Origin of the sequence: Flavobacterium fontis, assembly GCF_900129405.1 — a bacterium.
Classification (GTDB): Bacteria; Bacteroidota; Bacteroidia; order Flavobacteriales; family Flavobacteriaceae; genus Flavobacterium; species Flavobacterium fontis.
The window spans coordinates 143,521-156,324 of the sequence record NZ_FQVQ01000006.1 but is presented as its reverse complement, the minus strand read 5'-3'; the positions used below and the strand labels follow the sequence as shown (position 1 = coordinate 156,324).

The following is a 12,804-nucleotide window of genomic DNA, read 5'->3' as shown; positions in this document are numbered from 1 at the left end:
CCTACATTTGCCCTCCTTATTAGGGAAAATTCCAGGGGACGACTGGTTTTGACAGCGAGTGGAATTAAATAGTAAGCACGTCGAGCATTGTACTTTTTGCTCGCTAATCCAAAGGTACACACTTATAAACGGCGAAAATAATTACGCTTTAGCTGCTTAATCCGAAGTTTAGTACGATTTGCCTAGTCTCGTCAAGGACGAGAAGCTAGATTCACCTCAAAAGCCTTGGTTTATGGCGGTTGGTTAAGGTGAACCGTAAAAGTAAACCTAGGAAAGGTAATGCTTTAAATCCTTTCTGACACTGATTAAGCTAAGCAAAGAGTGGCTGTTCTTGGCCTTGCTCTTTGACGAAAATCCAATCAAGAACTAAACGTGTAGAAAGCTATTCGATTGCTTGTTTGGACCCGAGTTCGATTCTCGGCGTCTCCACAAAAAAAAGCCTGCAAATTCATGCAGGCTTATTCTTTAAATATATTTTCGGTTTTTAATCCCTATGAAAAGGTGCGCACTACAAAAAGAATAAATTTTATTTATCATAAACATAAAAAAAAACACACAGATAATAGTTAAAAATTAAAATCCAAACAACACAAGCTTTCGTAAATGGTTTTAAATACGAGAGCCATGACTACCTTAAAAAACAACAATCAGTTTGTCCATTTTAGCAAAAAATTTGGTTTGATTACTCCTAACCAAGTAATTTTAATCAATGGAACCCAACAAGAATCGATTGATTTAGAATCTATCTCAACCGTTAATCTGTTTAAAAAGCGTATTTTCTCTGTAAATTTACTTTTGTTTGCTGCAGGTATATTATTCTTAGCTGTGGCTTATTTTTTATACATGATCAACGACGCAATGCTTTTTTGGTCAACCTTAGCTATAGGGAGTATTATGACATCGTACTCATTAGTACATAAATTCCATTCCTACCGATTGGTGATTTTGGAAAAAAACAAAGCAATACATGAAGTAAAGGCCACACAATTCCACCGCAAATGCATTAAGGAATTCTATGCCTCTATTCACCACAAAACAGTGAATGCTAAACGAAAAAACAAGGTTATGGCTGAGTAACTTCGCCTTGCCAATTCATAAAACCACCTTCCAAGTTGTAGGTGTGTTCAAACCCCAATTGCTTCATAATTTGGCAGGCCTGGGCACTTCGCCCACCTGCCTTACAGTACACGTAATAATTTTTGGATTTATCCAATTCTTCCAAACGGTAAATAAATCCTTGTCCTTTATATATATCGTTCAATAGTGCACCCGGAATAATTCCGTCTTCCCATTCTTCTTCGGTTCGAACATCTAAAATTACGGCATTTTCATCTGCAGCTAATTGCGCTGCCCACGCTTCTTGAGACAAATGTTGCATGATCTTTTTTGTTTTAAAAAGATTAATATAGCACAAAGTGACTAATAAAGAGTAGTTTACAAGAGAGGAAAACTCTATCGGTAACGATTTAGTAATGGTGCTTATTACATTCTTTTTCATTTGATTACCTTGTAAATCAATATTGCAAATATAAAAAATAAAGGGTAGAGTACATTGGCTCTTTACCCTTTATTTCGACTTACAAAGTTATTGCGGAGGTTGCTCATTTGTGTGCTCCTACAATTGCGCATTACCGTAATCCCAATAGTATGAGCCCTGCTTTAGTATAAGACATGGCAAGGTGTATATAGAATATGTACCCAAACAGAGAGATACAGAATGCTTTAGATATATGGCTTAAGCAAAGGCTGGTAGTTTGACCTATCCATGTACCAGGAACACTGAGCATAAAGCTATGGTGCTGTTTTATATCCATAATGACAGCCTTACTGAGTTAGAGTTTTTTTCAAGACATTAAAAACTCAGTCAATCAGGTCGCACAATAATTAAATCGAAACCTATTAAGATCGATTTACCCTACTGTTCAAGATCTGCCCTTAAAGAGGTCTACGTTTTTAATTGCTATGTTTTTAAGCCTAATCCGCCTAAATTCTCTTCTTTTATTTGAGTCGAAATTCGGTAGGAGAAATACCTGAGAGTCTCTTGAAAAATCGGCTGAATACCTGCACGTTTTCAAATCCGAGTTCGTACGCTATTTCAGAAATATCCCGTTTTGTATAATGCAGCAAGTTTTTAGCCTCTAACAGAATACGGTCATGGATAAGCTGAAGTGGTGATTTTTCATCAATCTTCTTAAAGGTATTGGTAATGGTCTTTGGTGATTTGTGTAATAAACCTGCATAGTAAGAGACGCTATGCTGCTCCTTAAAGTTTTGTTCAACCAGAAAATTGAATTCCCTTATTAAATTATGCTGACTATCCTCGATGAAAGACAAGGTACCTTGCATTTTGTATATTCTTGTGCACAGTATCAGGATGCGCTTGAGGACAATTTGCAGCATTTCAAGCTGCAATTCGTCTTTCATTTCTAATTCCATATCGGTTAGGTTCCAGGCATCATTCATTATCGCAAATTGCGGCTCCTGAACCGAAACAACCGGTATTTTTGCAGGTGTATAATACAATACACCTTTACAGCCGACTTCGCTATCATGGTTAATTATGCAATAGAATTCTGAATTGAACCGAAGCATTTTCATAGCGTTAATCTGCTCATATTGCACATGATGGTATTGAGAGAGACTAACAATCTGGTTGTTATTAAAAGTTTGGTGAATGCCATCGATGATCAATTTGTTTCCGTCAGATTGAAACCACAGTAGCTGCAGAGCCCCAGATACAATCGGCCTAAAGCTTCTGAAATTGTCACAATCTACATACTCCAACTCAAAGTATTCGTTCTGCTTTCCTTGATAGATCATATTAATATTCAATTTAAAGTACTTCTATATTATTATCAAAAATACATATAATCTCAAAACACAATTTAATTTAAAGCGAATCTTTAAATCAGATCAATAGTTAAAAGTTGTTTCTTCCTTTGAATCATTCAATTTGATAGCTAACTCAGCGAGTCGGTTGCGTATCTGATCTGACAAAGTAAAGTTTCTATCTGCTCGCACCTTATTCCTAATTTCAATTAGTAATTTGATTGTCCCGTCGAGTTTTTCAGCGTAGCTGTCATACACACCCGATCTCATTTCCAATCCTAGTACGTCAAAAACAAAGGTTGAAATACCTTTATTGAAATGTTCCAGATCGGTTGCTGAAAGTATGGCAGTCTTGTCTTTCAGTTGATTAATATACGTAACGCCTTCAAAAAGGTGTGAGATAAGTATCGGCGTATTAAAATCGTCATCCAACGCCTCATAACATTTGGCTTCCCAACCAGCGATGTCGAGTGTCGATCTATTTCCAGGCTCAAGCTTCGATAAGCTATTTATCGCTTTCATCAGGCGGTCGTATCCTTTTTCAGCAGCCAGGATCGCCTCATTCGAAAAATCCATAATACTTCGATAATGCGTTTGTAACATAAAAAAACGCGTCACCGAAGCTGAAAACGCTTTGCTAAGAACAGGATTGTCGCCAGCCAAAATCTCATCTGGCAGAATATTATTTCCACTAGATTTGGACATTTTCTTTCCATTCAGCGTTAACATATTGGCATGCAGCCAGTAGTTAACCGGTGCATGGCCCGTGGAGGCTTCTCCCTGAGCTATTTCACATTCATGATGTGGAAATTTCAGATCCATACCTCCACCGTGGATGTCAAATCTTTGCCCAAGGTATTTTGTGCTCATTGTGGTGCACTCCGTATGCCATCCCGGAAAACCATCGCTCCACGGCGAAGGCCAGCGCATTATATGGTGTGGATCAGCACGCTTCCATAGCGCAAAATCCTGTTCATTCCGTTTGTCAGACTGGCCGTCAAGTGGTCTGGAGTTATCAAGCGTGTGTATCAGGTCCCGATGGCTGAGCACACCATAATCGTAATCCTCACTATACTTTGCCACGTCGAAATATACCGATCCATTCGATTCGTAGGCATAGCCCTTATCTATGATGTTCTGTATGACATTGATTTGCTCAATCATGTGACCGGTCGCCGTTGGTTCAATGCTTGGCGGCAAAAGGTTGAATTTTTGGAAGATATCATGGAAATCAACGGTATAGCGTTGAACAATTTCCATTGGTTCAAGTTGTTCCAAACGCGCTCTTTTTGCAATTTTATCTTCACCGCTATCTGCATCATCAACCAGGTGTCCTACATCAGTGATATTACGCACATAACGGACTTTATAGCCTAAATGCAGAAGATAGCGATAGATGATATCGAACGAGAGGAATGTCCTTACATTACCAAGATGTACATTACTGTACACCGTCGGACCGCAGACATACATCCCAACGTGACCATCTTGAATCGGTGTGAATATTTCTTTTTCGTTCGAAAGTGAGTTATATATTTTCAGTGGATGATCTTTATATATAGTCATATTGAATATTCAAAAGTTGCAATGTTTTGAAGGTAAATTCTAATTCACTTTTCCAACTCTTCAATAATTGCGTAATCTAACCATAATAATGCTCGATTGGGATCCGAACCAAATATGGAACGGACTACCTTACCGTTTTTATCTACCAAAACCCAGTGAGGTGTCCCCCCGGCTTGGTAATCGTGAAAAGTGGTGGCCATACCGGCATCCCTAAAAACCGGAAACCTAACATGCAATGACTTTAAATTTTCAATAATTTCATCATTGGTATATTCGGGACCTTCAAAATTGCTATGAATCCCTAATACGTTCATCTTGTCCCCGTGTTCATACGCCATTTTATTGGCAAATGGGATAGCTCTTCCTACACATCCCGGACAGCCTAAATAGAAAAACAAGATCAATAAGGGTTTTCCTTTGAAGCTATCGTAATGTGGAAGATCTTTCTGTCCGATACTTTCCAAATGCCAGGGTTGGATTTGGTTGTTCAAAATTTCCATAACAATAAATATCAAAATTCCCCTATCCTTTTCAGAAGGGGAATGCAGTTAATCGACGTAAGCATGTGCGCTTAAATCAGTTTATTCAGGTTGCCATATTGATTGAATCTGTCTGATCATCTGATTGGTAAATCCCCATTCATTGTCATACCAAGCCATTATTTTCACTAGGTCTCCATCAACAACCCTTGTCATTTCTAAATCTACGGTAGAAGCGAAAGCACTTCCTATGATATCAGTTGATACAAGGGGTTCATTTGTTACAGCGATCACTTTTTTATACCGTTCTGTGGTCGCTTCTTCTGACAGAATCTGATTGATTTCCTCAACCGTGGTAGGTCTCTCAGCAATAAAAGTAATATCCGAAATGGAGCCAACAGGGACGGGAACTCTAATGGCAACGCCGTCGAACTTTCCGGCGTACTGAGGTAATACTTTAGTAGTCGCTATGGCTGCTCCCGTAGCAGCCGGTGCCAGATTCAAGCCGGCCGCTCTACCCATGCGTGGCTCTTTTTTCGAAGGCGCATCGACAAGGCTTTGTGAAGCAGTATATCCATGTATGGTATTAAGAATTGCTTTTTTTATACCTAACCTTCTTCCCAAAATTTCTATTACAGGGCTGATGTTATTGGTCGTACAACTTGCACAAGAAAAGACCAATGTCTTATCATCTGTAGTATTTACGCCATAAACAACTGTTGGAGTGTCTTTTGTAGGACCTGAAATTACAGCTGCTTTAGCACCAGCCAGAATATGCCCTTCAGCATCGGCACTGTTGGTAAATATGCCGGTACTTTCAATAACAACGTCTACATTGAGTGCTTTCCATGGTAACTCTAAAATGTTGCGTAGACTGGAATACTTGATTTCTTTATCCCCCACAAATAAGCTGTCTCCTTCAAATTTAACATCTTTAGCATACTTACCATAGTTACTGTCGTATTTAAGCAGATATGCTGCATTTTCTACCGACATCAAATCGTTTATGGCGACGACTTCAAGGTCATCGGTTTCAAAAATCAGTTTTAATGCTGCCCTTCCTATGCGACCAAATCCGTTGATTGCTACTTTTTTCATGATTTTTTATAGTTTTTTGATGATATTATCATTTATTGGTTGCCTTATTAGCTTCCTTCGCCACTTTAAAAAGTGCCGGATTAATATGGCAGTATCCTCCCGGATTCTTATCCAGGTAGTCTTGATGGTAATCCTCGGCTTTATAATATTTCTTTATGGGGGTTACTTCAACTGCTATAGCTCTGATATGTTTTGCCGCCTCTTTATTTATCCGTTGGTTTATAAGTGGTAACTGCTGGCCTGAGGTGTAATAAATGCCCGTACGGTACTGATCACCGATATCATTACCCTGTTTATTTACGCTCGTAGGATCAATAGCAAGGAAATACAAATCAAGTAACAGATTCAAATCCAATTTTTCAGCATCGTATGTAACCTTTACGGTTTCAGCGTAGCCCGTATTTTTCTGTACTACATCCTCATATGTCGGATTGTCGGTACGGCCATTGGCAAAGCCTACTTCGGTAGCGATAACACCATCTACCTGTTTAAAAAAATGCTCTGTTCCCCAGAAACATCCTCCGGCAAAATAGATAACGTCCGTGCTATCGCTATTGCCTGTCATTTCAGTAATGCTTACTTTTTCTTCCAAGCCCTTATTATGCTCGGCTTTGTTACTCATACTGTTGCTACAACCTGTCATGGCGAAGAAGCCGAGTGCGGTCGATAAGAAAACTACTATATTCATATCTTTATTTTTTTATTTTCCATTTCTTCAACAAGCTTTTTGTATACCGACTTTGTAAACCGAATATATTCTTTGGTTAAGGTATCATAGCCAACCCATTGTTGGACATTTTCATAAGGGCATGTAGGTGCGCCTTCCTCCTGTCCAGAGACCAATATATACCGATCGGGATGCAGCTGGTAAATTTCTGCCGTTACTTTGTTCATTGCTTTACAAAAAAGTTCCAAAGCGCTCAAAGTGGCAGGTGTAGCCATTCGGATTTTTGACCAGATAATCTTGATGGTAGTCTTCGGCAGGCCAAAATTTTGTGAACGGCTCCAATGTCGTTACTACCTTTCCAGGCCAGCGTTGCGAATCATCAACTAATTTGATCATTTCCACGGCATCATTTCCTTCTTCATCGTTCTGAATGAATAGTGCCGAGCGGTAACTTTTGCCCCTGTCATTGCCCTGCCTATCTACCGTGCTGGGATCATGTACCCTGAAAAAATAATCCAATAACTCCCTATAAGTTGTCTTGCTTGGATCATAGGTAATTTCAACACCCTCTGCATGGCCGGGATGATACTCGTAGGTGGGATTATCGTTCTGTCCCCCTAAGTACCCGACTTCGGTATTAATTACGCCAGGACGTGCTCTGAAAAGATCTTCCATGCCCCAGAAACATCCACCCGCCAAATATGCTTTTTTCAAATTTTCCATTACTTATAGCTTTTATTTTATTTAAGTTCTTTAAAATTTTTGATCTGAAATGCTTGAGAGATCTCAGCCCTCTACTTTCTTAAGCGCCACGGCATTGATACAGTATCTAAGACCACTTGGTGCAGGACCATCCGGAAAAACATGGCCCAAATGCGCATCACAGACATTGCAGGTCGTTTCCACTCTTATCATACCATAACCACCATCCTTATGGTAGGCAATATTTTCAACAGCTATGGGCTGAGTGAAAGAAGGCCAGCCAGAAGTGCTGTTAAATTTTTCAGTTGCATCAAACAAAGGTGTTCCACAACTGATACATTCATATTTACCCGGTTCAAATAAGCCGCACATATCCGAACTATGTGCTCGCTCAGTACCCTTCCCCCTGGTAACAAAATACGAATCGGGGCTTAACAGTTCTTTCCATTCCTCGTCTGTTTTTTCCACCCTGCGAGTCGGAACAGGATTACCTTTGTTTACGAACTTGATGATATCATTCCAGTTTAACATAACTATTTATTTTGAATGTTACTATTTATTTCCTATTTCCAACGCGGATATCTTCTTTTGAAGTTCATCCTTGGTTCGAAGACCTACTATGGTCTCCACAGCTTTTTGGTTCTTGAAAAAGATCAATGTGGGGATGCTACGCACACCAAAACGCTGGGCAAGTTCCTGTTGATTATCAACATTAACTTTAACTATTTTGACCTTCCCCTCAAAGTCTTTGGACAGGTCATCCAATGTGGGTAATAGCGTCTGGCAAGGACCACACCAGTCGGCGTAAAAATCTACAACTACGCTTGCTTCTTTTTGAATTGTTTCTTCAAATTCCTGTTTACTTTCTATTTTTCTCATAACTAAAAACTTTAATTGTTATCTAACTCCACAAAGTTAATATACGGCAATACCCTTTCTCTTACCGTTATCACCCGATATTTTGGCAATTCTTCCCATCTTAAAAATCATTTCGAATATGATGACCGAATGTTTTGCGTATTGCAGCTAGTTTAGGATTTATATTGGTTTGGCAGAAAGGTTTCTGTTTGTCTTTTTTATAATAATTGAGGAAACGCTCCGAATTCAATCTGAAGTCTGCCAAGGGCAGTGTCTGTGTAATATATTTGGTGTCATTTTCCTTTGACAGTTTATTGATTATTATTTCGATAGTGTCTTTATCATTGGGATCAATATAATACACTTCCGAACGATACTTGTAACGCATACTGTGTGCGCTTGCGCTACTATGCGTCAGCAGATGCACTTCAATTAACACATCCAGTGTGATGCCTTCATTAAAATGGACAATAACGGCTTCTGAAAATGTATCATAGGGGTTCAATGAGGAGATCCAGCCCTGCTCCACAGACTCAACGCCATTTAAAGCCTGAAATATGGCTTCTGTACACCAATGACAGCCTCCACCAAAACCTATTTTTTTCATATTTCTTATTAACAAATTATTATCTGAGCTAGCGTCTTTTTTTTCAAAAATAGTGCATTTTACCTCCTGTGCCAAAATCCCATCTTAAAAGATTAACAAAAAAATAACACATATTTGTATATACAAGTATTTAAAATAATCATACATTTGTACCTACAAATTTTGTAATTACAATTATGAAGATTGAAGAGATTATAAAATCGAATGTTTCTTTGGATGATGCCAAACGGGTCATCTTAAATTTGATGTATACCCAAAATGTGGTCGCTGAAAAATTTTATGAAACGCTAAAGCCTTTCGAACTCTCGGGTGAGCAATACAATGTCTTGCGCATTTTAAGGGGACAAAAAGGGAATCCGGCGAACATGTGTGTGATTCAAGAGCGCATGATTACCAAAAACAGCAATACCACGCGTTTGATTGATAAATTGCTTTTAAAAGGTTTGGTAACGCGTAATGTTTGTCCCAACAACCGCCGAAAAATGGAGGTGTTAATCACTGACAAAGGGTTGGCCTTGCTTGAAGAATTGGAACCGATAGTGTTGGCACACGAGCAACTTTTTGCCCAAAACTTGAACCAGGAGGAAATCATCCAACTCAACGATTTATTAGAAAAATTTAGAACCCTTAAAATGTAATTTGCTATGAGTGAATTTAATCAAAATGCCCGTTGGCGTTATGCCACCAAAAAATACGATGCAACGCGCAAAGTGAGTGACGCCGACATTGCCACCTTGAAAGATGCGATCAACTTATCTGCTTCTTCGTATGGTTTACAACCGTACAAAGTAATTTTTGTAGAAAATCCGGAGCTTCGTGCCCAATTGCAACCTGCCTCATGGGGACAATCTCAAATTGTAGATGCCTCGCATTTGGTAGTGTTTGCCAATGAATTAAACCTTGGAAACGAGCAAATCGATGCGTATTTTGAGAATATGGTACAAACCCGTGGTATTGCCTTGAGCGATGTACAAGGATACATGGATTTCATGAAAAACACCATCAATGCTATTCCTGAAGAAGCGCGCAACGTTTGGACAGCCAAACAAACGTATATTGCCTTAAGTAATTTGATGAATGCGGCGGCTGAGCTCAAAATTGACACAACCCCAATGGAAGGTTTTGATGCACAACAGTACAACCAAATCTTAGGCTTAAACGAACGCAACCTCAACGCAGCTGTGGTTTGTGCCATTGGATACCGTCACCATGACGATGCTACACAGCACGCCCCAAAAGTTCGTAAAAGCGAATCCCAATTATTTGAAACCCTTTAATTCAACACTAATTTAATATTTACAATCATGAAAAAATTGAGAACAATTGCAGTAGCTTTATTCGTAGCCACCGCTACCATCGCATCAGCGCAAAACAAAAAAATCGATGTTGCAAAAAGTAAAATCGAATGGGTTGGTAAAAAAGTTACCGGCCAACACAATGGCGTCGTAGACTTCAAAGGAGGTACCTTAATTTTCAAAGGAAAAAAATTAACAGGAGGTTCATTTGTAGTAGACATGAATTCTATCAATACTACTGATTTACAAGGAGAATACCAAGGTAAATTAAATGGTCACTTGAAAGCTGACGACTTCTTCGGAACAGAGAAATACCCTACGTCAAAATTGGTTTTCAAAAAATTGGTTGACAAAGGAAACGGCACTTATGTGGTGACAGCTGACTTGACCATTAAAGATGTAACAGCTCCTGTAACTTTTGAATTGAAAGTAAACGGTTCAACCGCCACTACAAGCTTTAAAATCGACCGTACAAAATACGGTATCAAATACGGTTCAGGTAGTTTCTTTGACAACTTGGGTGACAAAACCATCAACGACGAATTTGATTTAACGGTAACTATCCAGTTCTAATTCCAAATCAAATACGAATTTTAAGCCTCAGTTCCTGCTGGGGCTTTTTTATTTTTCTCCCTATCTTTGAAGCCATGAAGCCCATATTACTCCTAGACAACTACGACAGTTTTACTTACAATTTACGGCATTACATCGAAGCTCTTGGAGCTCCTGTTGTGGTGTATCGCAACGATGAAATCACACTCGAGGAAGTCGCGGCCTTTGATCATATTGTACTTTCTCCCGGTCCTGGACTACCCCATGAAGCAGGAATTTTAAACGCGGTAATTGCCCGTTATGCCCGCGAAAAAGCCATTTTAGGCATCTGTCTTGGTATGCAAGCTATTGGTGAAGTATTCGGGGCCAAACTACAGAATTTAAACACTGTACACCATGGCGTTGCAACTGTTATTGACATCTCCGATCCAACGGATGTACTCTACCAAAATCTTCCGCAGCAACTCACCGTTGGACGTTATCATTCGTGGATTATCGACCCGGCTTCACTTCCCGAAACTTTGATAGTAACCGCGCAAACCCCTGAGGGTCACCCTATGTCTATTCGGCATACGGACTTGCCTGTTTACGGAGTTCAATACCATCCGGAGAGCATTTTAACGCCCATGGGAAAAACAATTTTACAACATTGGCTGGCGCGATATTATTTTAAATTATAACTTTAGTAAAATACACTTTAATTATTGAATTACAATTCTTTAAAAATTCAATATAGATTTTTCTTATACCCAAAAAAAGCACGTTTTTGAACTGTAAATCCTCAAGCGAATGTCGTTTCGTGTAGGAAGTTATTAACATTATTTTTACATTTCGCTCAGGTTTTATACATTTATTTAATAATCAAGGGATTATACAAAATCATTCAGTTATGGGACTATTAGACAACCAAAAGCGTAAAAAAGAAATTCAAGAACTCCAACGCAAGACGGAGGCCCTACACACCGATATTTCTCGGGAGATTGCAGAATTGTTGGAGGAGCTAAATAGCGAATTTGAAGCACACCAAAAACAAGAAAAAGAATGGGAAGCCTTGCTTTTGGATTTGGCGAATAAACTCGATGCGCAAGAACGTACACGATTGGAACAACTCGCCTATCACCTCAGAGAGATCAAACAATGTGCACGTAAAGGGGTTGATGCGATGAAACAATTGGCACGCGATCACAAAAAAGCGGCCCAAGAAAACCGTCGTGATTACGAGGAATACTTGTATTTGTAAAAAAAACAAAAAATTAGGTAGGGTAAAATCTCGGTGACTTGTTTTATAAAAAAACACGTAAGTCATACCGTTTTTTTGCACTCTAAATCAGAAAACCTCCGCGTAGTCCCCGGAGGTTTTTATATTTTAACGGGTAAAGACCAATTTCTTGTCTGTACTCAGCGACGGGTCGTAAGCATAACCCTCATAATGAAAGCCCTGCAAGGCTTCTAGGGTTTGAGCCTGAGTATCTAGAACATAACGCACCATTAACCCACGGGCTTTTTTGGCAAAGAAACTAATCATTTTCAACTTACCGTCCTTATAATCTTTGAATTCGGGTGTAATAATTTGAGCTTTTAACTGCTTAGCGTCCAAGGCAGAAAAATATTCCGTACTGGCCAAATTAAGCAGCAACTCCCCTTCCTCCATCGAAGCATTTAGGGCTTTAGTTAATTTGGGTTTCCAAAAGGCATAGAGGTCCTTTGCGCTTCCCACAGGCAATTTTGTTCCCATCTCCAAGCGGTAAGGCTGCATCAAATCGAGGGGTTTTAAAAGTCCATATAAACCCGATAAAATCCGGAGTTGCTCTTGTGCTTGGTGCACTTGCGCTTCTGTCAACGTATACGCATCCAATCCTATGTAAACGTCGCCATCAAAAGCGTACAGCGCCTGACGTGCATTGGAGGCTGTCATCGCGTTGACGTCACGTCCTTGATTCCGTTCCCAATTTAAAGTGGCCAAGGCGGGAGAAATCTCCATAAGCGATTGCAAATCTTGCGGTTTGAGTTTCTTTAAAACCTTGTCAATCACCGCAGATTCTTTCGCAAAATCAAAAGTTGTATGTTGCGTAAAAGGAACCGGCCGCTCAAAATCGAGCGATTTAGCCGGTGAAATTACCATTTTCATAGCTGTATTTTTTAGCCTTCCAA

Annotated in this window: 17 protein-coding genes, 1 other RNA gene and 1 pseudogene; 7 read left to right on the top strand and 12 right to left on the bottom strand. The window is 39.4% G+C overall.

Translation table 11 applies throughout. From position 1 onward, the window contains the following. The first annotated feature begins 34 nt into the window (after nt 1–34). Both ssrA and BUC17_RS07110 read left to right on the top strand, forming a co-directional pair. Nucleotides 35–432, top strand: a transfer-messenger RNA (tmRNA) gene (gene ssrA, locus BUC17_RS07115). Nucleotides 433–624: 192 nt separating this feature from the next. After that, nucleotides 625–1,077 carry a hypothetical protein gene (locus BUC17_RS07110; RefSeq protein ID WP_073362909.1) on the top strand — a complete coding sequence of 151 codons (453 nt, stop codon included), beginning with the start codon at nt 625–627 and terminating at the stop codon, nt 1,075–1,077. On the opposite strand, the gene BUC17_RS07105 is transcribed toward BUC17_RS07110, so the two are convergent. The 11 genes and pseudogenes from BUC17_RS07105 to BUC17_RS07055 all read right to left on the bottom strand — a co-directional run bounded on the left by BUC17_RS07105 (nt 1,064) and on the right by BUC17_RS07055 (nt 8,806). Next, nucleotides 1,064–1,378, bottom strand: a complete 315-nt coding sequence (locus BUC17_RS07105; RefSeq protein WP_073362908.1) for a rhodanese-like domain-containing protein — start codon at nt 1,376–1,378, stop codon at nt 1,064–1,066. The two genes, BUC17_RS07110 and BUC17_RS07105, sit on opposite strands and share 14 nt — an antisense overlap. 620 nt (nt 1,379–1,998) lie before the next feature. Continuing rightward, nucleotides 1,999–2,820, bottom strand: coding sequence for a helix-turn-helix domain-containing protein (locus BUC17_RS07100; protein ID WP_073362906.1), 822 nt, complete (start codon nt 2,818–2,820; stop codon nt 1,999–2,001). A 93-nt stretch (nt 2,821–2,913) separates the two neighbouring features. Next, entirely contained in the window at nt 2,914–4,395 is a 1,482-nt protein-coding gene (gene cysS / locus BUC17_RS07095; RefSeq protein WP_073362905.1) for a cysteine--tRNA ligase, read from the bottom strand. Nucleotides 4,396–4,439: 44 nt separating this feature from the next. After that, entirely contained in the window at nt 4,440–4,895 is a 456-nt protein-coding gene (locus tag BUC17_RS07090) for a TlpA disulfide reductase family protein (RefSeq protein WP_070562088.1), read from the bottom strand. A gap of 81 nt (nt 4,896–4,976) precedes the next feature. Continuing rightward, nucleotides 4,977–5,972, bottom strand: a complete 996-nt coding sequence (locus BUC17_RS07085; protein WP_070562090.1) for a type I glyceraldehyde-3-phosphate dehydrogenase — start codon at nt 5,970–5,972, stop codon at nt 4,977–4,979. Between the two features lie 46 nt (nt 5,973–6,018). Further along, nucleotides 6,019–6,507: pseudogene (gene msrA / locus BUC17_RS07080) on the bottom strand (peptide-methionine (S)-S-oxide reductase MsrA); the annotation flags it as partial. Between the two features lie 149 nt (nt 6,508–6,656). Beyond that, nucleotides 6,657–6,866, bottom strand: coding sequence for a hypothetical protein (locus BUC17_RS07075; protein ID WP_070562094.1), 210 nt, complete (start codon nt 6,864–6,866; stop codon nt 6,657–6,659). 4 nt (nt 6,867–6,870) lie between these two features. After that, nucleotides 6,871–7,362 (bottom strand): peptide-methionine (S)-S-oxide reductase MsrA, encoded by a 492-nt coding sequence (msrA, locus tag BUC17_RS07070; RefSeq protein ID WP_070562096.1) that lies wholly within the window; start codon nt 7,360–7,362, stop codon nt 6,871–6,873. A gap of 63 nt (nt 7,363–7,425) precedes the next feature. Further along, a complete protein-coding gene (msrB, locus tag BUC17_RS07065; protein ID WP_070562098.1) occupies nt 7,426–7,872 on the bottom strand; it encodes a peptide-methionine (R)-S-oxide reductase MsrB in 447 nt (148 codons plus the stop codon). Between the two features lie 21 nt (nt 7,873–7,893). Next, nucleotides 7,894–8,220, bottom strand: a complete 327-nt coding sequence (trxA, locus tag BUC17_RS07060) for a thioredoxin (protein ID WP_070562100.1) — start codon at nt 8,218–8,220, stop codon at nt 7,894–7,896. Between the two features lie 100 nt (nt 8,221–8,320). After that, a complete protein-coding gene (locus BUC17_RS07055; RefSeq protein WP_073362947.1) occupies nt 8,321–8,806 on the bottom strand; it encodes a peptide-methionine (S)-S-oxide reductase in 486 nt (161 codons plus the stop codon). Between the two features lie 176 nt (nt 8,807–8,982). Here BUC17_RS07055 and BUC17_RS07050 point away from each other — a divergent pair, with 176 nt between their 5' ends. The 5 genes from BUC17_RS07050 (at nt 8,983) to BUC17_RS07030 (ending at nt 11,893) form a co-directional block, all read left to right on the top strand. Then, on the top strand, nt 8,983–9,444 hold the full coding sequence (locus tag BUC17_RS07050) for a MarR family winged helix-turn-helix transcriptional regulator (RefSeq protein ID WP_073362903.1): 462 nt from the start codon (nt 8,983–8,985) through the stop codon (nt 9,442–9,444). A 6-nt stretch (nt 9,445–9,450) separates the two neighbouring features. Next, nucleotides 9,451–10,083, top strand: a complete 633-nt coding sequence (locus tag BUC17_RS07045) for an NAD(P)H-dependent oxidoreductase (protein WP_073362902.1) — start codon at nt 9,451–9,453, stop codon at nt 10,081–10,083. A gap of 27 nt (nt 10,084–10,110) precedes the next feature. After that, nucleotides 10,111–10,674: a YceI family protein gene (locus BUC17_RS07040; protein WP_073362900.1), complete on the top strand. Its 564-nt coding sequence runs from the start codon at nt 10,111–10,113 to the stop codon at nt 10,672–10,674. 74 nt (nt 10,675–10,748) lie between these two features. Next, on the top strand, nt 10,749–11,333 hold the full coding sequence (locus BUC17_RS07035; protein WP_073362899.1) for an anthranilate synthase component II: 585 nt from the start codon (nt 10,749–10,751) through the stop codon (nt 11,331–11,333). Between the two features lie 209 nt (nt 11,334–11,542). Beyond that, nucleotides 11,543–11,893, top strand: a complete 351-nt coding sequence (locus BUC17_RS07030) for a hypothetical protein (protein WP_073362897.1) — start codon at nt 11,543–11,545, stop codon at nt 11,891–11,893. Between the two features lie 126 nt (nt 11,894–12,019). Here the strand turns inward: BUC17_RS07030 and yaaA are convergent, their stop codons facing one another. Beyond that, nucleotides 12,020–12,781: a peroxide stress protein YaaA gene (gene yaaA / locus BUC17_RS07025; protein WP_073362895.1), complete on the bottom strand. Its 762-nt coding sequence runs from the start codon at nt 12,779–12,781 to the stop codon at nt 12,020–12,022. Nucleotides 12,782–12,804 lie beyond the last annotated feature (23 nt).

Excerpts from the sequence above, each read along its gene's own strand:
- BUC17_RS07085 (WP_070562090.1), bottom strand. The coding sequence starts at position 5,972 with ATGAAAAAAGTAGCAATCAACGGATTTGGTCGCATAGGAAGGGCAGCA.
- msrA (WP_070562096.1), bottom strand. The coding sequence starts at position 7,362 with ATGGAAAATTTGAAAAAAGCATATTTGGCGGGTGGATGTTTCTGGGGC.
- msrB (WP_070562098.1), bottom strand. The coding sequence starts at position 7,872 with ATGTTAAACTGGAATGATATCATCAAGTTCGTAAACAAAGGTAATCCT.
- BUC17_RS07075 (WP_070562094.1), bottom strand. The coding sequence starts at position 6,866 with ATGAACAAAGTAACGGCAGAAATTTACCAGCTGCATCCCGATCGGTAT.
- BUC17_RS07055 (WP_073362947.1), bottom strand. The coding sequence starts at position 8,806 with ATGAAAAAAATAGGTTTTGGTGGAGGCTGTCATTGGTGTACAGAAGCC.
- BUC17_RS07050 (WP_073362903.1), top strand. The coding sequence starts at position 8,983 with ATGAAGATTGAAGAGATTATAAAATCGAATGTTTCTTTGGATGATGCC.
- yaaA (WP_073362895.1), bottom strand. The coding sequence starts at position 12,781 with ATGAAAATGGTAATTTCACCGGCTAAATCGCTCGATTTTGAGCGGCCG.
- BUC17_RS07090 (WP_070562088.1), bottom strand. The coding sequence starts at position 4,895 with ATGGAAATTTTGAACAACCAAATCCAACCCTGGCATTTGGAAAGTATC.
- BUC17_RS07100 (WP_073362906.1), bottom strand. The coding sequence starts at position 2,820 with ATGATCTATCAAGGAAAGCAGAACGAATACTTTGAGTTGGAGTATGTA.
- BUC17_RS07035 (WP_073362899.1), top strand. The coding sequence starts at position 10,749 with ATGAAGCCCATATTACTCCTAGACAACTACGACAGTTTTACTTACAAT.
- cysS (WP_073362905.1), bottom strand. The coding sequence starts at position 4,395 with ATGACTATATATAAAGATCATCCACTGAAAATATATAACTCACTTTCG.
- BUC17_RS07110 (WP_073362909.1), top strand. The coding sequence starts at position 625 with ATGACTACCTTAAAAAACAACAATCAGTTTGTCCATTTTAGCAAAAAA.
- BUC17_RS07030 (WP_073362897.1), top strand. The coding sequence starts at position 11,543 with ATGGGACTATTAGACAACCAAAAGCGTAAAAAAGAAATTCAAGAACTC.
- trxA (WP_070562100.1), bottom strand. The coding sequence starts at position 8,220 with ATGAGAAAAATAGAAAGTAAACAGGAATTTGAAGAAACAATTCAAAAA.
- BUC17_RS07045 (WP_073362902.1), top strand. The coding sequence starts at position 9,451 with ATGAGTGAATTTAATCAAAATGCCCGTTGGCGTTATGCCACCAAAAAA.
- BUC17_RS07040 (WP_073362900.1), top strand. The coding sequence starts at position 10,111 with ATGAAAAAATTGAGAACAATTGCAGTAGCTTTATTCGTAGCCACCGCT.
- BUC17_RS07105 (WP_073362908.1), bottom strand. The coding sequence starts at position 1,378 with ATGCAACATTTGTCTCAAGAAGCGTGGGCAGCGCAATTAGCTGCAGAT.